Source organism: Thermithiobacillus plumbiphilus (assembly GCF_038070005.1).
Taxonomy (GTDB): Bacteria; Pseudomonadota; Gammaproteobacteria; order Acidithiobacillales; family Thermithiobacillaceae; genus JBBPCO01.
On the sequence record NZ_JBBPCO010000001.1, the window covers coordinates 274,809 to 297,968 of the forward strand.

The following is a 23,160-nucleotide window of genomic DNA, read 5'->3' on the forward strand; positions in this document are numbered from 1 at the left end:
GTTCGTGGTTTTTATCACTCAGGAATGCCGGCCAGTGGGCGCTCCTCGATCAGCGTGGGTGTTCCTGCTTCGGTGCCCGTGCCGGTGACTGTGATGCCGGTCGTCTGGGCGGCTTCGACCTGCATCAGCAGGGCCAGGGAGCGTGCCTGCAGGGGGTAATTGCTGCTGGCCTCGTAGACTCGGTTGTCCTGGGATTCTGCTTCCGACAGGCTGGTATCCAGGAGCAGGCTCCAGCGATCACCTGGCTGAGTCAGGGTCGGAATGCAGAAGGGGATCTCCTCGTGGTGCGCATTGAGCAGCAACAGGAAATTGCCCTTGCTCACCTGCTGACCCCATCGGTCGCTTTCATGCATGTGCTTGCCTGCCAGAAAAACCCCGAGGCTGCGGGCGAAGGACAGGTTCCATTCCTCATCGCTCATCTCCTGGCCGGCGGGGTTGAGCCAGATGATGTCCTTGACCCCTGCCCCCTTGATCATGCGGCCCTGGAAGAAATTGCGCCGGTGAAATACCGGATGCGTCTTGCGCAACTGGATCAGCCGCTGCACGAAGTTCAGCAGGGATTCATCCTCGGCGCACAGGTCCCAGTTCACCCAGCTGATCTCGTTGTCCTGGCAGTAGGCATTGTTGTTGCCCTGCTGGGTACGGCCGATCTCGTCTCCTGCCGTAATCATCGGTACGCCCTGGGACAGCAGCAAAGTCGCCAGGAAATTGCGTTTTTGCTGGGCACGCAGGCGATTGATGGCCGGATCGTCGGTCGGGCCTTCCACGCCACAGTTCCAGCTCTGGTTGTAATTGTCGCCGTCGCAGTTGCCTTCGTCGTTGGCCTCATTGTGCTTTTCGTTGTAACTGACCAGGTCCTGCAGGGTGAAGCCATCATGGGCGGTGATGAAGTTGATGCTGGCGTAAGGCCTGCGGCCACTGTGCTCATAAAGATCCGAGGAGCCGGTCAGGCGGTAGGCCAGCTCACCGATCAGGCCGCCCTCGCCCTTCCAGTAGGCACGCACGGCATCGCGATACTTGCCGTTCCATTCGCTCCAGCCTACCGGGAAGTTGCCGACCTGATAGCCCCCCTCGCCCACGTCCCAGGGTTCGGCGATCAGCTTGACCTGAGACAGCACCGGGTCCTGGTGAATCAGGGTAAAGAAGGCCGCCATCCTGTCAACGTTGTGATATTGCCGCGCCAGGGTCGAGGCCAGATCGAAGCGGAAGCCATCGACATGCATTTCGAGCACCCAGTAACGCAGGCTGTCCATGATCAGCTGTAGCACACGCGGGTTGCCTATGTCCGGGGTGTTACCGGTGCCGGTGTAATCCATGTTGTAGCGCGGATTGTCCGGCACCAGCCGGTAATAGCTGGCATTGTCGATGCCGCGGAAGGACAGGGTCGGGCCCATGTGATTGCCTTCCGCCGTGTGGTTGTAGACCACGTCCAGGATCACCTCGATGCCATTGGCATGCATGGTGCGCACCATGGTCTTGAACTCGCTGATGTCCTTGGAATAGGAATAGCGATTTTCCGGCGCGAAGAAATTCAGGGAGTTGTAACCCCAGTAATTGTGCAGGCCCTTTTCCACCAGCCAGCGGTCATCCACAAAGCTGTGGATGGGCAGCAATTCGATGGCGGTCACGCCGAGGCGCTTGAGATAGTTCACCACCGGCGCCGAGGTCAGCCCGGCATAGGTACCTCGCAACTGGGGTGGCACCTCGGGGTGCAGCCAGGTGAATCCCTTGGCGTGCAGCTCGTAGATGATGGTGTCGTGCCAAGGGGTATTCGGTGGGCGGTCATCGCCCCAGCTGAAGGCGGTCTCCACTACCCGACATTTTGGCATGCCCGGGCCGCTGTCGCGCCTGTCAAAGGACAGGTCCTCGCGCCGGCTGCCGATCCGGTAACCGAACATGGCGTCGCTCCAGCGGATGCTGCCCTGGATGTCCTTGGCATAGGGGTCGATCAGGAGCTTGTTGGGATTGAAGCGATGCCCCTGTTCGGGGGCATAGGGACCATGGACGCGATAGCCATAAAGAAAGCCAGGGCGTGCCTCAGGTAGGTAACAGTGCCAGACCATGTCGGTCTGTTCGGGCATTTCGATGCGCTGGATCTCGCGCCGGCCGGTGGGATCGAAGATACAGAGTTCCACCTTTTCGGCATGTTCCGAGAACAGGGCGAAATTCACGCCCTGGCCGTCCCAGGTGGCCCCGAGAGGATAGGGTTTTCCCGGCCAGACAGCGCTGATCATCTTGGTCATGCAGTTTCCTTCCCTGAATATCCGTGTTTGAGCCACCCCTGATGGCAGCTTTCCTGATTTCATCCGGGTTGAACATTGTGAGTTGCTCAGGAATCAGGCGCAATCCCCCGGATTCCGATGTCTCAGGCGGGGGGCTTTTCGGGTTGCTGGCGGCGTTCCGGCGTGCCCTGCTGACGGCGCTCCTCCTCAGGCTTGCAGAGTGTATGGACGTAGTAGGGCCTGGGAAGCTCCAGGGCCTTCAAAACCGGCAGCGCCACATTGAACACCGGAATGCCGCTCAGGGTTTTGCCCCTCAGGCTGCCCCGGTGGGCATGCCCATGAAAACAGGCGCTGACGTCATAGTTGTCCAGGGGCTCCGCCAAGCGCGAGGTTCCCAGGAAGGGGTAGATTTCCAGGGGTTCGCCCCGGACGGTATCGATCACCGGGCCATAGTGATAAAGCACCACGCGCACTGGGGTGGGCAGCTTGCGCAAGGCCAGTTCCAGCCGAAAGATCTCATCGAGGCTTTCCTGCACGAAGCGCTTGATCGCAGCCTCGCCAAAGGGCGACAGGGACCCACGCGCGTAGCCGCCGCAAAAACCCTTGACGCCAGCGAAGCCTAACCAATCGTTGTACTGGTAGGGCTCGCCCTCGTCCAGTACATGGATACCGCGTCGGCGCATCATGGCCAGTAATTCCTTTTCCTGACCAGATTCATAGTCATGGTTGCCAAGCACCGACAGGATGGGAATGGTCACGCCGGACAGTTCTTCCAGCATCATGGCCATTTCCTCGACCGTGCCGAAATTGGTGAGATCGCCACAGAGCAGCAGCAGGTCTGCATCCTGGTTGACATGTGCCATCGCGTCCCGGTGGGCGCCTGCCGAGGATGGGCCGACGTGCAGATCTCCCACGGCAGCGACCCGTACCTGTTCCTGCTGTGCCATTGAAGCCCTCCTATTTTTCCCAGACAGGATCCTGAATGAGGCGGCCAATGCGCGGGTCCTGCATGGTACGCGTGATTGCTTCCATGCGCAGGTCCTGAAAACCCCAGTCCTTGACGTCCACCTGGAAGGAAAAGAGCGACATCAGCGTGCCGCGCGTGACCTTGTCGCGATTGCCCTTGAGTCCTACCCGCTGTTCGGCGCGATCCAGCAGGGATTTGAGCACGTCATCGGGCACATAGTCGGCAAAACCCGGGTAGATGTAGCGAAACTGCAGCAGATTGCAAAGCAGCAGCGGCCAGTGATCGCCGGTGCGCGCCACCAGACGCTCCCAATCGAGCTTGCCGCCCAGCCGGTAGATCAGGTGAATGGTATCGGCCATGTCGTTGCGATGGCGCTCGGAAATGAAGAGCCGGTGCCAGATCATTTCCTCGGGTGGCGCGACCTTCACGGCCTGGTCAGCAAGGATGGCCGGGTGGCTGTTGCGAAACCAGTCGGCATCGATCAGCCCCAGCCCATTGCCGATGCCATAGATCATATCGACGAAGTATTCCCCCATCGTTGCCTTGGCCACCCAGTGCGGCTGTTCCACGTGCACCCGGAAGCCAGCTTCCTTGAGCACCCTGGCTGCTGCCACCACATTTTCCGGCTCGAAAAAGAGATCGAGATCCTTGGTTTCCCGATAGATGCCCGTGTAGTGATGGATGGCAAAGGCCCCGGACAGGATATAGGGCACCTGCCCGTCATTCAGCGCCTGCAGGGCTCGCTGATAGACCGCGCGCGGCTCGTCCTCGATCCAGAACTCAGTCTTGGTAAAGGAGTGCCGCTCCTGTTCGGAAAGCGCCATTTCTTCGATAAGCTGCGCCTTGCATTGCTCCGTGCCATTTTCCGAAGGTTTGGCATTCATGTCTTTTTCCATTCTGGGATCATGTCCAGTTAGGATGTGATCTGGCATCTGGAAGTTCAGACGCCTCATCGGGCTTATGGCCTCATTATATGGTGGGTATTGATGCGGAAATGAAGCGAAAGTACTAACAGGGGGCGAAAGAAGGGGCTGGCTCAGACCGGGTTGGAAATGTCGATGAACCGATGCTCAAGCCCAAAATGCCCGGCCAGGTGCTCGCCCAGGGCCTGGATGCCATACTTTTCCGTGGCATGGTGGCCCGCCGCGAAAAAGGCGCAGCCGGACTCGCGCGCAATGTGAAAGGCCGGTTCCGAGACCTCACCGGTCAGATAGGCATCCGCACCAAGCATGATGGCCTCCTCGAAGTAGCCCTGCGCGCCGCCGCTGCACCAGGCCAGCATTTGTATCTCGCGACCATCGCCGGGCAGCAGCAGGGGTTCGCGCCCGAGCCTCTCTTGGATCCTCGCGCCCAGTGCCTCGACGCGCATGGGGCTTGGCAGAGTGCCAAGCGCGATGATGCCCTGCTCGCCGTGCCAGGTTTGCACCGGCACCCCCAGCAGGGCGCCAAGCCGGGCATTGTTGCCGAGGGTCGGGTGGGCATCGAGAGGCAGATGATAGGCCAGCAGATTGATGTCATGACTCAGGAGTTGCGCGATGCGGCGCTTTTTCATGCCAGTGATCCGGCTGTCCTCATTGCGCCAGAAATAACCGTGATGCACCAGGATAGCGTCGGCCTGAAGCGCGATGGCGGCCTCGATCATGGCCAGTGAGGCAGTCACGCCGGTCACGATGCGCTGCACCGACTCCCGCCCCTCCACCTGCAGACCATTGGGGGCATAGTCGCGAAAGCGGCTTATGTCGAGCATCTCGTTGACATGGCTGACCAGGGTGTCGCGCTGCATGGCTCAGCTCTCCTCCAGGGAAATGACAGGCGTTTCAGGCGGGATGACGGCATCCCGCATGCTTTGCAGTAGCCTTTCCGGATGCTCGTCTGTCATCAGGATCTGCCGGTGTCGTTCGCCTAAGAAACCTTCACCCTCGGCGTGATCGAGAAAGCGCAAGAGATCATCATAGTAATTGCCGGCATTCAAAAGCCCGATGGGCTTGCGGTGCAGGCCCAGTTGCGCCCAGGTCCAGATCTCGAACAGCTCCTCGAAGGTGCCAATACCGCCAGGCATGGCGATGAAACCCTCCGCCAGTTCCGCCATCATCGCCTTTCGCTCGTGCATGGAGCCGACCACATGCAGCCTGGTGAGGTTTCGGTGCCCCACCTCGCGGTCCATGAGCATCTGCGGGATGACACCGGTGACTTTCCCGCCAGCAGCCAGCACACTGTCGGCAATCACACCCATCAGGCCGACATGGCCGCCACCATAGATCAAGCGGATGCCCTGCCGGGCCATGTGCCGGCCAAGCTGTTCGGCCAGGGTCTGGTACACCGGTTGGGCCCCGGCACGGGAACCGCAGAAAACACAGATGCTGCGCATGCCACCTCCCAGTCAGACTTGTTTTTCATGTATAACAAGGCCGGCAAGGCAACTCAAGCCGCTGTCCCATCCGGCCCAGGTCCGGGCAGCTTTCAATGCCCTTGCGCTAGAATCAGATTATGAAAAGACATGGATCGATGCTGCATCACGCACGCGACGAGTTCGGCCCGATCGAGATCGTGCGGGAGCAGACACTGCTTTCACTCTATTTCGGCACTTCATCGCGCCAGAGCTGCATGGACCCCGAGGACCCGGCCAGGCTGGTCCTGAGCTATACCCGCGCCATGCTGGCCAGCCTGCTGTTTGACCCGAGCCCGCGCTCGGTGCTGCTGATCGGTCTTGGCGGTGGCTCCCTGCTGCGTTTTCTCGCGCATCACTTTCCCGAGTGCCGGCTGACGGCCATCGAGAAGCGGCCGCTGGTGGCGAGTCTGGCCCAGGAACATTTCGGCCTGCCGCAGGGGCCCGCCCTCATCCTTGCCGATGGTGCGCAGTATGTACGAGAGACGCCGGAGCGCTTTGATCTCGTGCTGGTGGATGCCTATGATGGCCAGGGTCTGGCCCCTGCCCTGTTCAAGCCGCAGTTCTTTGCTGACTGCCGGCGCATTCTGAATGAAGCTGGCTGGTTTTCCATCAATCTCTGGGGCGGTGTTGCCCAGCCGCTTGGCTATATCGAGGAATATTTTTCCCAGGTGTGGCGCCTGCCGGTGCGAGACCGTGGCAATCTGATCGTGCTGGCCAGCCCGAAGGATGCTCCGGATAGCGTGCAATCAGCCGCTCTCCGGACCAGGGCCGATCAACTGCAAGGCGGACTGGATCTGGAGTTTCCGCTGTTCTTGAGAGATCTGCAGCGATACCGGCGCGATTCGCATGCGCTGGATGCTTGGTGATGACCAGGTTTCCTGGAAAAAGCAGTCCGGGTTGCCGCCTGCCCTGTGAGGGCTGGGACAAACCAGCGGGATTGGGCACAATAGGACTAACCATTTCAGAGCGCCTCAGGGGGCGGCATGTCACATGATTTTCGCTACGGCCATGGGAGCGCCTCGCAATGGCGATCGGCAGCCCAGTCCTGTCTCGCGCAGTTGGGAGAACTCCCGGTCGGGACCAATCTCGGTTTCCTGTTCGTGTCGGATGCCTTCACGGAGCATCTGGACGACATTCTCGCCTTCTTCCAGGGCCGCATTCCCGGGGCGCACTGGGTGGGTACGCTCGGCATCGGGATCTGCAGCACAGGCCAGGAGTACCTCGACCGACCTGCTATCGCTGTCATGGTCGGGAGCTTCGCACCGGATTCCTTTGAGGTTTTTCCCGCAATCGCGGACCTGGGTGACATCGCTTCCGGCATCGCGGTCCCACGTCCCCAGCGCCGGGCGCCGAACTTCGCCATCGTGCATGGCGATCCCTACACCCCGGATCTCCCCGAACTGATCGAGGCCTTTGCCTCGCAGATGAGCAGTGGCTTTGTCACCGGCGGGCTGACCAGCTCGCGCAGCCGCAGCCTGCAGATTGCCGATGCCGTGACCCAGGGCGGTCTCTCGGGGGTGGTGTTTTCTCCGGGTGTCTGTGTGTCCACCCGCCTGACCCAGAGCGTCTCGCCCATCGGGCCGCGGCACATCATTACCGAGTGTCACCAGAACGTCATCATCAGCATCGATAACCGCCCGGCCCTGGATGTCTTCTACGAGGAGATCGGTGAACTGCTGGTGCGCGATCTGCAGCGTGCCGCCGGTTATATCTTCGTAGGCTTGCCGGTGCCTGGTTCCGATACCAATGATTATCTGGTGCGCAATCTCACCGGTGTGGATATCGGCCAGAAACTGCTCGCAATCGGCGAACTGCTGGAACCGGGCCAGCCCCTACTTTTCTGCCGCCGTGATGGCAGCACCGCGCGCGAGGACATGTTGCGGATGCTTTCGGACCTCAAGGAAAATCTCCAGGGCGCCAGGCCGCAAGGCGGGCTCTACTACTCCTGCCTTGGCCGTGGCGAGAGTCTCTTTGGACCGGATTCGGCGGAGCTGAGGATGATTCAGGAGATCCTCGGCGACTTTCCCCTGGTCGGCTTTTTCGCCAATGGCGAGATCTCCCATGATCGCCTCTACGGCTACACCGGCGTGCTGACCCTGTTCACCTGAGTCGGGCTGCCATACTGTCCGCGTCACGGACATGGGCCTTTGTCGATTTGGCAGAGGACCCCTTTTTTGTTAAATTAGTTTCTACACAAATTGATTCAGTAGAAATGAATGCCCCAACACTTTCCGGAAATCCCAGCGAAAGCTCCCGAATATTTGGCCCGCGATCCCGCTGATACGGCATGCAATTCGATTACCAGCGCAGCCGTCCAGGACCGGCCGGAAAGCCAGGCCGGTGCTGCAACGGTGCTGCCGGAAGACCGCTATGATCTCGCCATCCTGCAGTCCTTGCGGCGCATCATCCGGGCGGTCGATCTTTACTCAAAGCGCCTGAAAGGTCGCCATGCGATCACGGCGCCCCAGCTGATCTGCCTGCTGGCCATCGTCGAATCGGGTTCCATAGGTACCGGCGCCCTGGCGCAACGTGTCTATCTCAGCAACAGCACCGTGGTGGGCATTCTGGACCGGCTAGAGGAACGCGGCCTGATCCAACGACAGCGGGATGCGCGGGACCGCCGCCAGGTCAATGTCTCTGCCACCGAGGCGGGACATTTGCTGGCAGCGAGCGCGCCCTCGCCAGTCCAGGACCGGCTGGCCGAAGCCCTGAAGCACCTGCCTCGTGATCAGCAGCTTGCCATATCCAGCGCCTTGCAGACCCTCGTGCATTTGATGGAAGTCGGTCACCTGGATGCATCGCCCATTCTGGATACCGGTGCGATCAGTGAGGACACGACGAATCCTCAGCAGTCCATAACACCCAAGGAGAACGAATGAGCAGCCTAGAAGCCCTCAAACGGATTGACTTTGTACATGATGAGCCGGTCAACGAATTGTCCCAGGAAATCTGTGACATTCCAGAATTGCAGCACCTGTCCCAGGTGGAGATCCCGTCACCACTGAAGGATCCCGTGTCGGACGATGCGCTGGCGCACCGCGATTTTGACGCTTCCAGCTTCTGGCAAGTCATCCCGGCCTTTGCCAAGGTGAGCCGGGAAGAATTTCTCGACCACCGTTTCCAGGTCAAGAACAGCGCCAAGAGTATCGAGCAGCTCAAGACCCTGATTGCACCGCTGGTTTCACCAGAGTTTCTGCAGGATGTCGAGAACGGCCTGGAGCGGGCGCCGATGAACCTGCGTTTCTCCCCTTATCTCCTGAGCTTGGTTGATTGGAAGAATCCCTACGATGATCCGATCCGCATCCAGTTCATTCCGGTGGCCTCTCGCTTGTTGCCCGATCATCCGAAGCTGAGCTTTGACTCATTGCATGAGCAGGATGATGCGCCCGTCCCGAATCTGGTGCACCGCTATTACGACAAGGCCCTGTTCCTGCCTCTGGACGTCTGCCCGGTATACTGCCGTTTCTGTACACGCAGTTACAGCATCGGGCCCGAAGCGGCGCACGGCAAGCTTGCCTCCTTCCGCGCCAGCCCGAAGGAGTGGCAACAGGCCTTTGCCTATCTGGCTTCCCGCCCGGAAATCGAGGACGTGGTCATCTCCGGCGGCGATACCTACAACCTGTCCGCCAGCCGCATCCGCCTGATCGGCGAAACGCTCCTGGCCATCCCGCATATCCGTCGCCTGCGCTTTGCCAGCAAGGGACCAGCGGTAATGCCCATGAAGATCCTCACGGATACGGACTGGAGCCAGGCCCTCATCGACATCGTTGACATGGGACGGCAGCGCGGCAAGGAAGTCGCTCTCCACACGCATTTCAATTCGGTCAATGAGATTACCGACATCACGCGAGAAGCCATGGAGCACCTCTTCAAGAATGGCGTGACCGTGCGCAATCAGTCGGTGCTGATTCGCGGCGTCAATGACGATCCAGAGGCCATGGTCAACCTGGTGCGCCAGCTTTCCTACATGAACGTGCAACCCTACTATGTGTACCAGCACGACATGGTCAAGGGCGTGGAGGAAATGCGGACCCGCGTCAGCACTTCCCTGGAAATCGAAAGGGCGGTGCGTGGCAGCACCGCCGGCTTCAATACGCCCACCTTCGTGACCGATGTGCCGGGGGGCGGTGGCAAGCGCGACGTGCACAGCTATGACTACTACGATGAAATCACTGGCGTGAGCGTCTATCGCAGCCCGGCGGTCGACGAGGAAAAGGTCTATCTTTACTTCGATCCCATCGAGCTCCTGCCGGAAGAAGGCCAGCGTCGCTGGGCTGATTCATCGCAGCATGATGCCATCGTGCGTGAGGCGGTCGAGGCCGCCGGCCTGAGCCACCTTACCCTGGCCTGATGGAAGGCAAATCGCGAATGATCTGCCAGAATCTCGCCACGCCTCAGTCCTTGAATGTGAATGGTCGCCAGTTCGCGCTGGTGACCGACCCGCACAATGCCCGCGCCAAGATCTACGGCATCACGGCCAGTGATTTTTCAGGCAGTTCCAGATGTCTGGAGCTGCTTCGCACGCCGCCGGAGCGCAGCGGCTTTTCCAAGGTGACGGTCTACACGCGCCCCGGGCAGGAAGGCGTGTGGCAGGCGCTTGGATTTCGGCGCGAAGCCGTGATTCACGGTTTCTTTCAGGACCGCTGCGACGCCCATCTCTGGGCCTGCTACACCGATCCCACACGGGCGGTCGATCCGCGAGCGCGGGAGCATGCGCAGACCCTGCGCCAGGTCTCGACCGGGAGCACCACCCCAGTCGCCGCCTCCCTGCCCCCCGGCCACGCCTGCGACCCGGCCGCTCCAGAACTGGCCGGGGAGCTGTCGGGACTGCTTCGCGCCACCTTCTGCGAATATCCCTCGCCCCTGGAGCCAGCATACATTCGCCAGTGTATCGAGACGGGATCACATCATTTCCGCGTGATCCGGGATGCCAGGGGCGAGATCGTGGCCGCCGCCTCGGCTGAAATCGATCTCGAGCAGAGATCGGCGGAACTGACCGACTGCGCCACTCGTCCGGATCAGCGGGGCCGGGGTCTGATGGGTGTGCTCCTGTCGGCGCTGGAGGAGGACCTTCGGAACGCCTACGGGATCCAGGATGTCTACACCATTGCGCGGGCCGACGAGCCCGGGATCAATCGGGCCTTTGCCAAACGCGCTTACCAGTTTACCGGCTGCCTGGTCAACAACTGCCGCATGCCCCTGGGTTGGGAATCCATGAACGTCTGGTGCAGGCAACTCGACAAGACTTAGCCAAATTGCCATGCCCCCTATGGCAGGCAGGCCTTTGTACCCGACCCGGGACAGCCAGACTTGAGATACACACATGCTGAATGCACTTCGCGAGTTCTTCGATAAACATTTCCCGTCTGCTGATCAGCAGGCCGCCGGAAGTGTCCGGGATGTCCGCCTGGCCGCAGCCGTCCTCCTGCAGGAGCTGGCCTGCGCCGACACCTGCGTTGGCTCCGAAGAACAGCAGAAAATGCTGGAGATCCTGCGCTCACGCTTTGCGCTTTCGGACAGCGAAGCCAGCGAACTGCTCGATCTGGCCAAACAATTGTCGAGTGATCATGCCGGTTATCATGAGTTTACGACCCAGCTCAATGCCCAGCTCCATTACGATGAGAAGGTGCACCTGATCGAGCAGATGTGGCAGGTGGCCTTTGCCGACGGGCGCATCGACAAGTACGAGGATCATCTGATCCGCAAGATCGCCGGGTTGCTGTACGTCAGCCATCCGGACTTCATCGCCGCCAAACTACGTGCCGAGGCCGCAGCCTGAATCCTGAAGCTGCGCCTCATTCAGCCGCCGACGCCTTGTGCCTCGGCGGTATTTCTTCTTTCAGCAGCGGATAGGGATTGATCGCCCCGCCGTAGCCGTAGATCCCGTAATGCAGATGCGGCGGGGTGCCCGCCGCGTTGCCACTAGTCCCGACATAACCGAGCACCGTGCCGGGCCAGACCCAGTCCCCCCGCTCGATGGCGCCAAAGCGCTCCAGGTGCGCGTAGTAGTGGCGTTGACCGCCCGGGCCGAGCACCATCACGATATTACCCCCTAGTTGATTTTGCCCGCGCCGGATCACCAGCCCCTGCGTGGTGCTCAACACCGGCGTGCCGCGTGGCGCGAAGATGTCGACGCCCTCATGCTTGCGGTCATTGGAGCGTGCCGCACCATAACTGTCGCGCAGACCGCGGACCTTCACGCCCTCCACCGGCATCGGCAAAGCCACGGGTACGGGTTCACGCAGCAGTTGCGCCACCTTGAAGACATGGCGCAGCTCCGGCAGCAGCAACAGGACCAGCCAGTACAGCACGGCAAAGAGGATCAGCAGCCAGGCGCCGCGCAGCAGCAGGCCGATCAGGCGCATGGCCCCTCACTCTCCGATCTGCAGCAGCAGACCGCGCAGGCGGGCCAGATGAAAAGCGCGCAGGAAGAGCCAGGCACCGACCAGCAGATAGATCACGTTCAGCCCCACCGCCTGCCAGAAGAGATCCGCCCGAAAGACATGTTCCAGCAGCACCGCCCGCATGCCTTCGAAGACATGCGCCGAGGGTAGCGCATAGGCCACGGGCAGCAGCCAGTCCGGCAGCACGTCGAGCGGATAATACACCCCGCTCACCGGCGCCACGGCGAAGATGATGGCCCAGGCCAGGCCCTCGGCCCCGAGACCAAAACGCAGCACCAGGGCCGCGACCATCAGGCCGATCGCCCAGCCCATCACGATCAGATTGGTGAAAAAGGCCAGCAGCGGCAGGCCCATGCTGAAAATCGAGAAATGGTAAAGCGGAATGGCCAGCAGGGCCGCCGCCCCCACCCCGATCAGGGTGCGCAGGAGGCTCACACTCAGGAGTGCGGCAATCATTTCCGTCGGGCGCAACGGACTCACGAACAGATGCCCGAGATTGCGGGAATAGAGCTCCTCAAAGAAGGCCAGCGACACCCCGAGCTGGCCGCGAAACAGCACATCCCAGAGCAGCACCGCCGACAGCAATAGCCCCGGCGCCTGCTGCAAAAGACCATTCTGGGCGGCCAGATAAATCGTGATGAAGCCCCACAGAATCATCTGCACCGTCGGCCAGTAGGCCAGTTCCAGCACGCGCGGCCAGGAACTGCGCAAAAGATAGATGTGGCGCAGCACCAGCGCGCCCACCCGGCGCGGGAAGCCAAGCATGTCGCTCACAGGGCGCGACTCCGGATCTCGGTGTCCTGACCGTCGCGGGCGACATGCAGAAACACCTCCTCCAGATCCCGGTGACCGTAGCGTTGCACCAGGGCCGCGGGCCGGCCCTGATCGACGATGACGCCCTGATGCATCATGATCACGCTGTCGCACATGCGTTCGACCTCGAGCATGTTGTGGGAGGCCAGCAGCAGGGTCGCCCCGCTACTGGCCTGATAGTCCATGAGATAACCGCGTACCCGGTCGCCGGTGTCGGGATCGAGCGAGGCGGTCGGTTCATCGAGCAGCAGGACATCAGGATGATTGAGCATGGCCTTGGCCAGCGACACGCGGGTCTTCTGGCCGGCCGAGAGCGTGCCGTAGCGTCGTTTGAGCAGTGCCTCCAGATCGAGATCCCGCGCCAGGGTGCGGATGCGCTCGCGCAGGCGGCGCACGCCATAGAGTCGCGCGTAGATCCCAAGGTTCTGCTCGACGCTGAGCCGGTGCGGCAGGTCCACATAGGGCGAGGCGAAGTTCATGCGTGGCAGCACCTGGTAGCGGTGCGCGAGCATGTCCTCCCCCAGGATGCGTACCGAGCCACTGCTGGGCAGCAGCAGGCCCAATAAAATCGACAATGTCGTGGTCTTGCCTGCGCCGTTGCCGCCCAGCAGCGCGCAGATGCTGCCCGGCGCCACGCTGAAGCTCACGTCCTTTACCGCCTGCACGCGGTCAAAGTGCTTGGCCAGATGCCGGACCTCGATCACTGCGTCATTCATGCCTTAAGCCAGGCTCTTTGAAGCGACCTCATAGACGTCCGGCGACAGCGCTGGCGTTTGCAGGATGCGTTCCAGTTGCGCCTGCATCAGCGCGCGACGCTGCGGATCATAGCGGCGCCAGGCATTGAAGGCCCCCAGCAATCGCGCGGCGATCTGCGGATTCAGGGCATTGAGATGGATCACCTGATCGGCCACGAAGGCATAACCCTCTCCGCTGGCATCATGAAACCCGGTGGGATTGCCGCGTGCGAAGCTGCCGATCAAGGCCCGCACCTTGTTGGGATTGCGGATCTCGAAGGCCGGATGTTGCATGAGCTGGCGCACTTCATCGAGCACGCCCGGCAGGGGTGCTGTGGCCTGGATGGCAAACCACTTGTCCAGCACCAGCGCATCCTCGCGCCAGCGGGCATAAAAGTCATCCAGCGCCTCGCGCCGCACCGGACTGTCGCGATGCGCAAGCTGACCGAGCGCCGCCATGCTGTCGGTCATGTTGTCGGCGCGTTGGTACTGCCCGAGCGCCAGATCAGTCATGTCCGGCTCTTCCAGACTCATCAGGTAGCTCAGGGCGGCATTGCGTAAGGCGCGTCGGCCCACGGCCTCGGGATCGAGCGAATAAGGGCCTTGATCGCTGTTGCGCCGGTAGGCCGCCAGAAACACATCCTTCAGGCGCATGGCCAGGCCCTGGCGCAGGAATTCGCGGGCCACATGGATGCCCTCGACATCCACCACATCCAGCAGATCGGCGAGATAGGTCTCGCTCGGCAGGGCCAGCAAGAGCGCGGCAAAGGCTGGGTCAAGTTCGTCATCCACCAGAATGCGACCCACGGCGTCCGCCAGGGCCTCGTTGAAGGCCAGGCGCCGGCCCGCCCGGAAGTCCTGAATGCCCGAGAGGATGGCCTTGATGGCCATCTGCTGGCCGGCCTCCCAGCGGCAGAAGGCATCCGGGTCATGGGCCAGCAGGAACACGAGATCCTGATCCGTATATTCCGCGGCCAGGCGTACCGGTGCCGAAAAGCCGCGCAGCAGCGAGGGCACTGGCGGTTGCGCCAGGTTCACAAAGCGAAAGGTCTGCGCGGCCTCGCGCAGTTCCAGCACGCGCGAGGTCCCGGCAGGTGTCTCTTCGCCTTCGAGTTGCAAGGGCATCTCCCGCCCGCTCGGGTCCAGCAGGGCCATGGCAATCGGGATATGCAGGGGCAGCTTGTCCGGCTGGCCCGGGGTTGCAGGCGTGCGCTGGGACAGCGTCAGGGTGAAAGTCCTGTTTTCGGCATCATATTGCCAGTTCGCGCTGACTTCGGGCGTGCCGGCCTGACGGTACCAGCGCTGAAACTGGCCGAAGTCCGCCTCGTTGGCATCGGCCATGGCCGTCACGAAATCATCGGTGGTGACCGCCTGACCGTCATGGCGGGCAAAGTACAGGTCCATGCCACGCCGGAACCCCTCTCTGCCGAGCAGGGTAAGGATCATGCGGATCACTTCCGCGCCCTTTTCATACACCGTGGCGGTGTAGAAATTGTTGATCTCGATATAGGATTCCGGGCGCACCGGATGGGCCATGGGCCCGGCGTCCTCGGCAAACTGCATGCTGCGCAGGGCGCGGACATCCTGGATGCGCCGCACCGCGCGCGAACCCATGTCCGCCGAGAATTCCTGATCGCGAAACACCGTCAGGCCTTCCTTTAGACTCAACTGGAACCAGTCGCGGCAGGTGATGCGATTGCCGGTCCAGTTGTGGAAGTACTCATGCCCGATGACGCTCTCGATGCCCTCGAAATCGCCGTCCGTGGCAGTTTCCGCTTTCGCCAGCACGTATTTCGAGTTGAATATGTTGAGGCCCTTGTTCTCCATGGCCCCCATGTTGAAGTCATCCACCGCCACGATCTGGAAGATGTCGAGATCGTATTCGCGCCCAAAGCGTTCCTCGTCCCAGCGCATGGCCAGTTTGAGCGAGCGCATGGCATGTTCGACCTTGTCGAGATTCTTCTGTTGCACATAGATGTGCAACGCGACCTCGCGGCCCGAGCGGGTGGTGAAGGTATCGGCCACCTGGGCGAGATTGCCGGCCACCAGTGCAAAGAGGTAACTCGGCTTGGGGAAGGGGTCTTCCCAGAGCGCGAAGTGCCGGCCATTGCCAAGCTCCCCCGCCTCGACCAGGTTGCCATTGGAGAGCAGTACCGGATAGCGGGCCTTGTCGGCCTCGATGCGGGTACTGAAACGCGCCATGACATCGGGCCGGTCGGGATAATAGCTGATGCGCCGGAAACCCTCGGCCTCGCACTGGGTGCAGAAGTTGCCGCCGGACTGGTACAGCCCTTCGAGCGCGGTGTTTTCCTGGGGCCTGATGCGCGTTTCGATCTCGAGTTCGCCACTTTCCGGCATTTCCGAAAGGGTCAGCGTGTCCCCAGTGATTGCATACTCGTGGGCGTTCAGCGCCCGCCCGTCCAGTCGCAGTCCGCGCAGTTCCATATCCTGGCCATTGAGCACCAGAGGACCGGGCCCCTGCCCTTGGGGGTTCAGGCGCAGCACAAGGCGCGCACGCACGTCGGCATGGGTTTCGTGGAGATCGAAATCGAGCCGCAGGGTCTCGACCAGATAGCGGGGCGGCTGATAATCCTTCAGAAAAATCGTATTGGGGGCTGACATGTCTGTCCTGAAATGTGGCGCTCGACGTTAACTAAGATTGCGCTTTTGTTTCTGCTTGGCCATCAGCGTCAGCAGGGGCGCAAGCATCTGCTTTTCGGCACTGGTCACCAGGGGATCGATCTCGATCGCCTGGCGGCCCAGCCGTTCCAGTTCCAGCAGTTCGCTATCGCTCAGACGATCGAAGTTGAAGTTGTCGCCATAGCGTGACTCCAGGGCCTCGAAGTAGTTGGCGACCGGCGGCTTATACTCGCCCGTCACGCCTGGTCTCCTTGCTGTTCCTGCTGCTGCGCGATTTCGCGATGCACCTGGGCCATGTCGAGCGATTTCGCTTGCGTGACGATCTCATCGAGGGCCGAGGCCGGCAGCGCGCCCGCCTGCGAGAACAGGATGATCTTCTCGCGAAACACCATCAGGGTCGGAATGGAGCGAATCTGAAAATAACCCGCCAGCTCCTGCTCCGCTTCCGTATCGACCTTGGCAAACACCACGCCTTCGTGCTTTTCCGACGCGGCCTCATAGGTTGGCGCAAAGCTGCGGCAGGGCGCGCACCAGGGGGCCCAGAAGTCGATGATGACGATATCGTTGTCGTTGATGACTTCTTCGAAGTTGTCCTTCGTCAGTTCCACTGTCGCCATGGTCACGCTCCCGGTAAAAAGGGCCAAGTATAGCCCTGTATGGTAAATCGGGTCCAACGCCGGTCAGGGGAAAGCCTGCCCGCTTTCTGCTATTGTTGCTTCTCAATCTTTTGTCTTTGCCTGCGATGGAAGGTTCCGCCGCAAGCACCCGGATCAGACCAGGATCATGCCGACATTCGACCAGCGAACCTTCGACAACAGCTTTGCCGGGCTTCCCGATGATTTTTTCAGCCGGGTCAGGCCCGATCCCCTGCCCGATCCCTATCTGGTGAGTGTCAGTGACAGTGCTGCGGCCCTGCTTGACCTTGATCCCGCCAGCCTCAGCCAGCCAGAAGGCCTGGCGGTGCTGGCAGGGGCACGAGTACCCGCAGGCGCGGACCCCATTGCCACGCTCTACAGCGGGCATCAGTTCGGGCATTATGTGCCCCAGCTCGGGGACGGGCGCGCCATCCTGCTCGGCGAGGTTCGCAACCAGCGCGGCGAGCACTGGGAAATTCAGCTCAAGGGCGCCGGGCAGACACCCTTTTCGCGCATGGGTGACGGGCGCGCCGTGCTGCGTTCCACCATCCGCGAATATCTCTGCTCGGAAGCGATGCACGGACTGGGCATCCCGACCACCCGGGCCCTGGCCATCGTCGGCAGTGATCTGGCGGTTTACCGGGAGGAGGTCGAGACCGGGGCCGTGCTTGCGCGGCTCGCGCCCTCGCATGTGCGCTTTGGACATTTCGAGGTGTATTTCTACCGGGATCGCCACGCGGACCTGAAAACCCTGGCGGATTACGTCATTGATCACGACTTTCCGGGATTTTCAGACAAATCAGACAAATACACCGCCTTCTTCCAGGAAGTGCTGGAGCGCACCGCGCGCCTGATTGCCCGCTGGCAGACGGTGGGTTTCGCCCATGGCGTCATGAATACCGACAACATGAGCATCCTCGGGCTGACCATCGATTATGGGCCCTATGGCTTCCTGGATGCCTATGATCCCGGATTCATCTGCAACCATTCCGATAACACTGGCCGCTATGCCTTTGATAATCAACCAAGAATTGCGATGTGGAACCTGAGTGCCCTGGCCCAGGCCTTGTCGCCCCTCGTGCCGGTCGAGGAAGGCCGCGCCGTGCTGGAGCGCTTTGGCCCGGTTTACGCCACGGAATACGTGCATGGCATGTGCGCCAAGCTTGGTCTTCTGGAACCGGACAAGGCCGATATTGCACTCTTTCAGGATCTCTTGAAGTTGATGGCGCAAACCCGTGCGGATTATACGAATTTCTTTCGGACGCTGAGCCGTTTCAGTACGGATGAGGGCGCCAGCAACTCGATTCTGCGCGACCAGATCCTCGATCGCGCCGGTTTTGATGCCTGGGCCCTGCGTTACCGCGAGCGCCTGCTGAAACAGGCTGAATCCGACGATACCCGCGCCACCCGCATGAATGTCGTTAATCCCAAATACATCCTGCGCAATTATCTGGCGCAGAATGCCATTGCCAGGGCCCAGGAAAAGGATTTTTCAGAACTGAATCGCCTGCTTGACCTGCTGCGTCGCCCCTTTGATGAGCAGCCGGAGATGGAGATCTACGCCGCCCCACCCCCGGACTGGGCCAGCCACATTTCAGTAAGCTGCTCTTCCTGATCTCATTAGGCTCTATAAAGAAAAACGAGCGCCAAAAGGCGCTCGCCTGTCTCTGAGCCCATCTTGGGAAAGCTATTCTTTCCCCGCATCGGCAGGTTGCACATTCACGTCGGGTACCTTGACCTCTTCCTTCTGGGTACCAACGACTGGGACATCGACCTGCTTGTCCTTCATCTCGACGTTGATATCAGGCACCCTGATGGTCTTTTCCTGCGTGCCGACGGTTGGAACGTCAACCTGTTCCTTTTTGGAATCGACGCTGACATCCGGGGCGTCCACATCATATTTGGGGACCTGCCCGCCCTCGACATCCACCTTGGGCGCCTCGCCCTCCTGTGTTTTCTTGACATCGCAGGCTGCCAGGGAAAAGACCATAACCGGGGCCATGGCAATCAAAAGTAGTTTCTGGCGCATATTTCCTCCTTTTTTCTGTCGCAACCCTCTTCTGGCGGATCACCGTAAAAGCCGCAACCCGGCCTGCCCGGGAGTAAGCAGACTTAATCAGGATAAATCGGTGCCCCCGCAGGTTACAGGGGCCTAAGTTGGAGTATGGCCGGGTCGTCTTAAGGCTTTTCGAGTACGTCCCCTGCCCAGCTCAGGGCGGCAGAAACATTCGGGAAACCAATGGTGCTGGTCAGGAGGATCAGGGTGTGGACAATCTCATCATCCGTGGCGCCTGCCTGACGGGCCCGGCGCGTATGACTGTGTACCGCGCCTTCCGAGCGGATGGCCGCGGCAGCGCCGAGCTGGATGAGCTGCGCCGTTTTTTCATCCAGGGGACCTTCCTGGCGCACCGCATTGCCAAGATTTTCCAGCGCGCTGATGAACTGCTGATGCTTGTCTCTGGTGAGAAGATAATGCCCCGGCATGCCATCCATACTGCCTCCTTGCGCGGATCAGGTGTGTGGCAGATCAAATTCGAGCAGAAACGGACTGCAGCGACCCTCACCCGGCTTGCCTCGCCTGCCCAGCCGCGGATCGGGAGGTGCAATCAGATGCAGGGCCTCACGCGCCCTTGTCATGGCAACGTAGAAGAGCCGCCGTTCCTCGGCGATCCGGCTCGCCGGATTCGCGGTGCCCCCAGTGTCCTTGTCGCTGTGCAGACGCAGCGGCAGGCTGTCTTCTGACAGATCCGGCAGGATCACCCGATCCCATTCCCGCCCCTTGGCCCGGTGATAGCTGGTGATGAGAATGGCATCTGGATCCCGGTCTTCCCCGGTTTCCCGCCAGTGCAGTCCGCGCAGGTGCGCGACAAAATCAGGCGCATCCATGCCGGTCTGCTGGGCATAATGGAGAATGCCCTCACACAACAGCATGCGATCCGCCGCGCCTTCCTTGCCGTGATTGCGCTCAAAGAAGCTGGCCAGTGCCAGTGACCCGAGCAGGTAATCCAGTATATCGGCGGCCCTGTCGCCCTGCTGGTGCATTGCCTCCACAGTATGCAGAAGCTCAAGCATTTCCATCAGCCTTTTGGCCAGGGCATAAAAGCGCCGCCCCTGCCCTGCCTGGGCCTCGCGTTTGAGGCGCCCGGCCGTAGCCGCCAGCCAGCTGTTCAGTGGCATGCCCTGCTGCAGGGACTGGCGGGCATTCTCCAGCAAGCGGCGATCGAGATAGCGCCCGGGGATGCGCAGCATTTTGTCCGCCATGCGCGCGGTTTCGTCGGGGGAAAAATCGGCGGGCCGGCTCCCCAGGGCCAGATAGCCCAGCAGGGCCAGGGTCTCGGCGCGCTCGTGAAAGGGCGAAGCACCCTCCAGGTGATAGGGAATGCCTGTGAGCGTAAAGGCGATCTCGACCAGTGCACTCTGGGCATAGGAGCGCACCAGCACGACGCAGTTTCCGGGCGCGCCCTGTCCGGCAATGCGCGCCGCCTCTTGTCCATAGTGCTCCGCCAGATGCAGATGCACCCGCGTGGCAGGGCTGCCAGCCGCCGCCTGACAGGACTTTTCAATCCGCTCGCTATTGCGGGCAATGAGTTGGCTGGCCGCCCGGGCCAATTGATCGCCAAAGCGGAAGGTCTGGCTCAGGACATAGCGCTTGGCCGCCGGGAAATGATCCTCGAAGTGCCGCACCATGAATTCCGGCCGCGCCCCACGCCAGCCATAGATGCTCTGATCATCATCCCCCACAGCCATCAGCCGGCCCTGGCTGCCGATCAGGATCTTGACCAGGGCAAACTGGCTGGTGTTGATATCCTGATACTCATCCACCAGTACGTGGTCATAACGATCGGCAAAGAAACGCTGACGTTCCGGCTTCGACGCCAGGGCCCGCATCAGATCAAAGGCGAGATCATTGAAGCCCCGCACATTCTTCGCCAGACGCAGCTCCTCATGCAGGATATAGGCCCTGGTCCAGACAGCTGACGGTCCTGAGCGCGGCAGCTCCTCGGGAGACTGCATCTCCGCCTTCCAGTTGTCCAGCCGTTGCAGGAATTCATCGACCTTGTCCGGGATGTCGTCCACCGGGCCGGCAACACTCTGGCTCAGGGCCTGGGTCGCGAGATCACGCCAGAACCAGTCTTCGCTACGCAGTTCCAGTGGTGTGATTTCACCGCGTTTTTCGAGATTGCCGAGCAGCAGATAGGCGTAGGCATGAAAGGTATAGACGCGCGCCCTGGCGGGCAGTTCGATGCGTCGGTGCAGCCGTGCCAGAAATTCGAGCTGTGCTGACTTATTGAACATCAGCACCAGGATCCGGTCCGCGGCAGTACCCAGCGAGAGCAGATGACAGTAGCGCTCGATCATGGTGGTGGTCTTGCCGCTGCCGGCAACGGCTGCGACCAGGGTGTGGCCCTGCGCGTGTCTGACGACGCGTTCCTGCTCTTCGGTCAATGACTGCGCGGACAAGGGCTGCGTGTTCCTGGATAAGGCCGGGCTGCCTGCGACAGCCCTGAAAAGCAATGCTTGGAAGAGGGAAGATGGAGCCAGGACAGTATCTCTCAACGTCTGGAGGCAATGATCCAGATCGCGTGCACCAGTCCCGGGATATATCCCAGCAGCGTCAGCAGCACGTTGAGCCAGAACTGCCCGCCAAGGCCCACCTGCAAAAACACGCCCAGCGGCGGAATCAATACGGACAGTATGATCCGGATGAGATCCATGGTAGCCCTCCTGTTGGTTGAGAAATCCCCTGCGGAAAGCTAGCAGGCCCCCTGCGCCCCGACCTGCACATGCAGGCCGTCATAGGCCAGTTCCATCCCTGACGGCAGGCTGGCGCTCAAAGTGTCAAAGTCGATGTCGTGGGTCATGTGCGTAAAGATCGTCCGACGCGCGTCGATGCGCCGGGCCAGATCAAGGGCCTCATCCACACTCAGGTGGGTCGGATGATCCTCGTAACGTAGACAATCCAGAATCAGCAGATCGAGGTCCCGCAACAGTGTCATGGAGCTTTCCGGCACGGTTTTGACATCGGTGAGATAGGCCGCCTGATTGAATCGATAGCCCAGAATCGGCAGCTTGCCATGCATGACGGGAACGGGGGTGACTTCGATTTCATCCCAGCGGGCCTTGTCAGTCATGACATGTGCGGACAGGGATGGCTTGCTCCAGCTCGGATCCGGCGGCGCGAAACAGTAGCTGAAGCGTTCGTTCAGGGAGTCGATGGTGAACTGATCCGCGTAGCAGGGAATGACCTCGCGCTGCAGGTAGTTGAAGCTGCGCAGGTCATCGATGCCATTGACGTGATCGGCATGGATATGGGTCACGAACACGGCATCGAGGTGATCGATGCCTTCGCGCAGCATCTGCACCCGTAGATCCGGGCCGGGATCGACCAGCAGATTCCGGGTGCCGGCCCGCACGAGAATGCTGGCCCGCGTGCGCTGATTGCGGGAATCCCCGCTCTGGCATACGGCGCAGGGACAGCCGATCACCGGGGTGCCCATGCTTGATCCCGTACCCAGAAAAATGATTTCCACCCGCTGCCCTCCTCAGGCCGCCTGCGCCTGAATCCTGAAAAGCCTCAGGAAATTGTCCGTAGTCTGCGCGGCAACCGTGGCCAGATCAATGCCACGAAGGTCGGCAACTTTCTGCGCAACCTCCAGTACATAGGCTGGCTGATTGGTCTTGCCGCGATAGGGCACCGGGGCGAGAAAGGGCGAATCGGTTTCCACCAGCATGCGGTCGGCTGGCACGCGCCGGGCCACTTCCTGCAGTTCGGTAGCGCTCTTGAAAGTCACGATGCCGGAAAAGGAAATATAAAACCCCATGGCCAGCGCCGCCTGCGCTACTTCCCAGCTTTCCGCGAAGCAGTGCATCACCCCGCCAACCGCCTCGGCGCCCTCCTCGGCCATGATGGCGAGCGTATCCTCGGCCGCAGCGCGGGTATGAATGATCAGGGGCAGGCCAGCCTGGCGAGCCGCGCGGATATGGGTGCGAAAACGCTCATGCTGCATGGCCTTCTGCGAGGCATCGCCGCGATAGTAATCAAGGCCGGTCTCGCCGATGGCAACTACCTTGGGCCGCTGTGCCATGGCCACCAGCGTATCCACGTCAGGCTCCTGCGTCGGCACATGTTCCTCATTGGGATGAACGCCAACTGAGGCATAGACATCCAGATCGGTGTTGGCCAGGGACAGCACCCGTTCCCAGTTTGCGACATCCACGCTGACGTTCAGGAGATAGCGTACCCCGGCTGCGCGGGCAGCCTGAATCAATTCCTGCGGGCCCATGTCATAGCCATCGAAATCCACGTGGCAGTGTGAATCCGCCAGACAGATCGATCCGGAAGCGTTGTTCATGTT

The 23,160-nt window shown here is 61.0% G+C and carries 24 protein-coding genes; 7 read left to right on the top strand and 17 right to left on the bottom strand.

The features are described 5' to 3' along the window. Positions 1-14: 14 nt before the first annotated feature. The 5 genes from glgX to WOB96_RS01340 all read right to left on the bottom strand — a co-directional run bounded on the left by glgX (position 15) and on the right by WOB96_RS01340 (position 5,557). Complete coding sequence (glgX, locus tag WOB96_RS01320; protein ID WP_341369457.1) at positions 15-2,243, bottom strand: glycogen debranching protein GlgX; 2,229 nt, start codon at positions 2,241-2,243, stop codon at positions 15-17. A gap of 122 nt (positions 2,244-2,365) precedes the next feature. Continuing rightward, positions 2,366-3,169: a metallophosphoesterase family protein gene (locus tag WOB96_RS01325; protein ID WP_341369458.1), complete on the bottom strand. Its 804-nt coding sequence runs from the start codon at positions 3,167-3,169 to the stop codon at positions 2,366-2,368. 10 nt (positions 3,170-3,179) lie between these two features. Continuing rightward, positions 3,180-4,085, bottom strand: a complete 906-nt coding sequence (locus WOB96_RS01330; protein WP_341369459.1) for a nucleotidyltransferase family protein — start codon at positions 4,083-4,085, stop codon at positions 3,180-3,182. A gap of 140 nt (positions 4,086-4,225) precedes the next feature. Continuing rightward, entirely contained in the window at positions 4,226-4,972 is a 747-nt protein-coding gene (locus tag WOB96_RS01335; protein ID WP_341369460.1) for a Nif3-like dinuclear metal center hexameric protein, read from the bottom strand. A gap of 3 nt (positions 4,973-4,975) precedes the next feature. Next, positions 4,976-5,557 carry an LOG family protein gene (locus WOB96_RS01340; RefSeq protein ID WP_341369461.1) on the bottom strand — a complete coding sequence of 194 codons (582 nt, stop codon included), beginning with the start codon at positions 5,555-5,557 and terminating at the stop codon, positions 4,976-4,978. Between the two features lie 137 nt (positions 5,558-5,694). On the opposite strand from WOB96_RS01340, the gene WOB96_RS01345 reads away from it, so the two are divergent. From WOB96_RS01345 to WOB96_RS01370, 6 genes are all read left to right on the top strand, one after another. Further along, complete coding sequence (locus tag WOB96_RS01345) at positions 5,695-6,444, top strand: spermine/spermidine synthase domain-containing protein (protein ID WP_341369462.1); 750 nt, start codon at positions 5,695-5,697, stop codon at positions 6,442-6,444. Between the two features lie 117 nt (positions 6,445-6,561). Further along, positions 6,562-7,686: an FIST signal transduction protein gene (locus tag WOB96_RS01350; RefSeq protein ID WP_341369463.1), complete on the top strand. Its 1,125-nt coding sequence runs from the start codon at positions 6,562-6,564 to the stop codon at positions 7,684-7,686. A 153-nt stretch (positions 7,687-7,839) separates the two neighbouring features. Next, a complete protein-coding gene (locus tag WOB96_RS01355) occupies positions 7,840-8,457 on the top strand; it encodes a MarR family winged helix-turn-helix transcriptional regulator (RefSeq protein WP_341369464.1) in 618 nt (205 codons plus the stop codon). Further along, complete coding sequence (locus WOB96_RS01360) at positions 8,454-9,929, top strand: KamA family radical SAM protein (RefSeq protein ID WP_341369465.1); 1,476 nt, start codon at positions 8,454-8,456, stop codon at positions 9,927-9,929. Before WOB96_RS01355 ends, WOB96_RS01360 begins: the two co-directional genes overlap by 4 nt. A 17-nt stretch (positions 9,930-9,946) precedes the next feature. Continuing rightward, positions 9,947-10,828 carry a GNAT family N-acetyltransferase gene (locus WOB96_RS01365; protein ID WP_341369466.1) on the top strand — a complete coding sequence of 294 codons (882 nt, stop codon included), beginning with the start codon at positions 9,947-9,949 and terminating at the stop codon, positions 10,826-10,828. 73 nt (positions 10,829-10,901) lie between these two features. Further along, on the top strand, positions 10,902-11,357 hold the full coding sequence (locus tag WOB96_RS01370) for a tellurite resistance TerB family protein (protein WP_341369467.1): 456 nt from the start codon (positions 10,902-10,904) through the stop codon (positions 11,355-11,357). A gap of 16 nt (positions 11,358-11,373) precedes the next feature. Here the strand turns inward: WOB96_RS01370 and WOB96_RS01375 are convergent, their stop codons facing one another. From WOB96_RS01375 to trxA, 6 genes are read right to left on the bottom strand one after another with little or no spacing between them, the layout of a single operon-like run. Continuing rightward, positions 11,374-11,943, bottom strand: a complete 570-nt coding sequence (locus WOB96_RS01375) for a M23 family metallopeptidase (RefSeq protein ID WP_341369468.1) — start codon at positions 11,941-11,943, stop codon at positions 11,374-11,376. A 6-nt stretch (positions 11,944-11,949) separates the two neighbouring features. Beyond that, positions 11,950-12,747, bottom strand: coding sequence for an ABC transporter permease (locus tag WOB96_RS01380; RefSeq protein ID WP_341369584.1), 798 nt, complete (start codon positions 12,745-12,747; stop codon positions 11,950-11,952). 5 nt (positions 12,748-12,752) lie between these two features. Then, complete coding sequence (locus WOB96_RS01385; protein ID WP_341369469.1) at positions 12,753-13,511, bottom strand: ABC transporter ATP-binding protein; 759 nt, start codon at positions 13,509-13,511, stop codon at positions 12,753-12,755. Positions 13,512-13,514: 3 nt separating this feature from the next. Further along, positions 13,515-16,151 carry an aminopeptidase N gene (gene pepN / locus WOB96_RS01390; protein ID WP_341369470.1) on the bottom strand — a complete coding sequence of 879 codons (2,637 nt, stop codon included), beginning with the start codon at positions 16,149-16,151 and terminating at the stop codon, positions 13,515-13,517. A gap of 27 nt (positions 16,152-16,178) precedes the next feature. Continuing rightward, positions 16,179-16,409: a hypothetical protein gene (locus WOB96_RS01395; protein ID WP_341369471.1), complete on the bottom strand. Its 231-nt coding sequence runs from the start codon at positions 16,407-16,409 to the stop codon at positions 16,179-16,181. Then, positions 16,406-16,786: a thioredoxin gene (gene trxA / locus WOB96_RS01400; protein ID WP_341369472.1), complete on the bottom strand. Its 381-nt coding sequence runs from the start codon at positions 16,784-16,786 to the stop codon at positions 16,406-16,408. The genes WOB96_RS01395 and trxA overlap by 4 nt, the downstream gene beginning before the upstream one ends. Positions 16,787-16,952: 166 nt before the next feature. Between trxA and WOB96_RS01405 the strand changes: the two genes are divergently transcribed. Beyond that, entirely contained in the window at positions 16,953-18,419 is a 1,467-nt protein-coding gene (locus tag WOB96_RS01405; RefSeq protein WP_341369473.1) for a protein adenylyltransferase SelO, read from the top strand. A gap of 72 nt (positions 18,420-18,491) precedes the next feature. Here WOB96_RS01405 and WOB96_RS01410 read toward each other — a convergent pair whose 3' ends face one another. The 6 genes from WOB96_RS01410 to WOB96_RS01435 all read right to left on the bottom strand — a co-directional run bounded on the left by WOB96_RS01410 (position 18,492) and on the right by WOB96_RS01435 (position 23,157). Then, positions 18,492-18,833 (bottom strand): hypothetical protein, encoded by a 342-nt coding sequence (locus tag WOB96_RS01410; protein WP_341369474.1) that lies wholly within the window; start codon positions 18,831-18,833, stop codon positions 18,492-18,494. A 149-nt stretch (positions 18,834-18,982) separates the two neighbouring features. Then, the gene (locus tag WOB96_RS01415; RefSeq protein WP_341369475.1) at positions 18,983-19,297 is read right to left on the bottom strand and encodes a carboxymuconolactone decarboxylase family protein; all 315 of its coding nucleotides are present in this window, start codon (positions 19,295-19,297) and stop codon (positions 18,983-18,985) included. A gap of 18 nt (positions 19,298-19,315) precedes the next feature. Further along, positions 19,316-21,265: an ATP-dependent helicase gene (locus WOB96_RS01420; RefSeq protein WP_341369476.1), complete on the bottom strand. Its 1,950-nt coding sequence runs from the start codon at positions 21,263-21,265 to the stop codon at positions 19,316-19,318. Between the two features lie 92 nt (positions 21,266-21,357). Further along, on the bottom strand, positions 21,358-21,519 hold the full coding sequence (locus WOB96_RS01425; protein WP_341369477.1) for a YqaE/Pmp3 family membrane protein: 162 nt from the start codon (positions 21,517-21,519) through the stop codon (positions 21,358-21,360). A gap of 39 nt (positions 21,520-21,558) precedes the next feature. Next, positions 21,559-22,335 carry an MBL fold metallo-hydrolase gene (locus WOB96_RS01430; RefSeq protein WP_341369478.1) on the bottom strand — a complete coding sequence of 259 codons (777 nt, stop codon included), beginning with the start codon at positions 22,333-22,335 and terminating at the stop codon, positions 21,559-21,561. 12 nt (positions 22,336-22,347) lie between these two features. Beyond that, positions 22,348-23,157, bottom strand: a complete 810-nt coding sequence (locus WOB96_RS01435) for a TatD family hydrolase (protein ID WP_341369479.1) — start codon at positions 23,155-23,157, stop codon at positions 22,348-22,350. Positions 23,158-23,160: the final 3 nt, after the last annotated feature.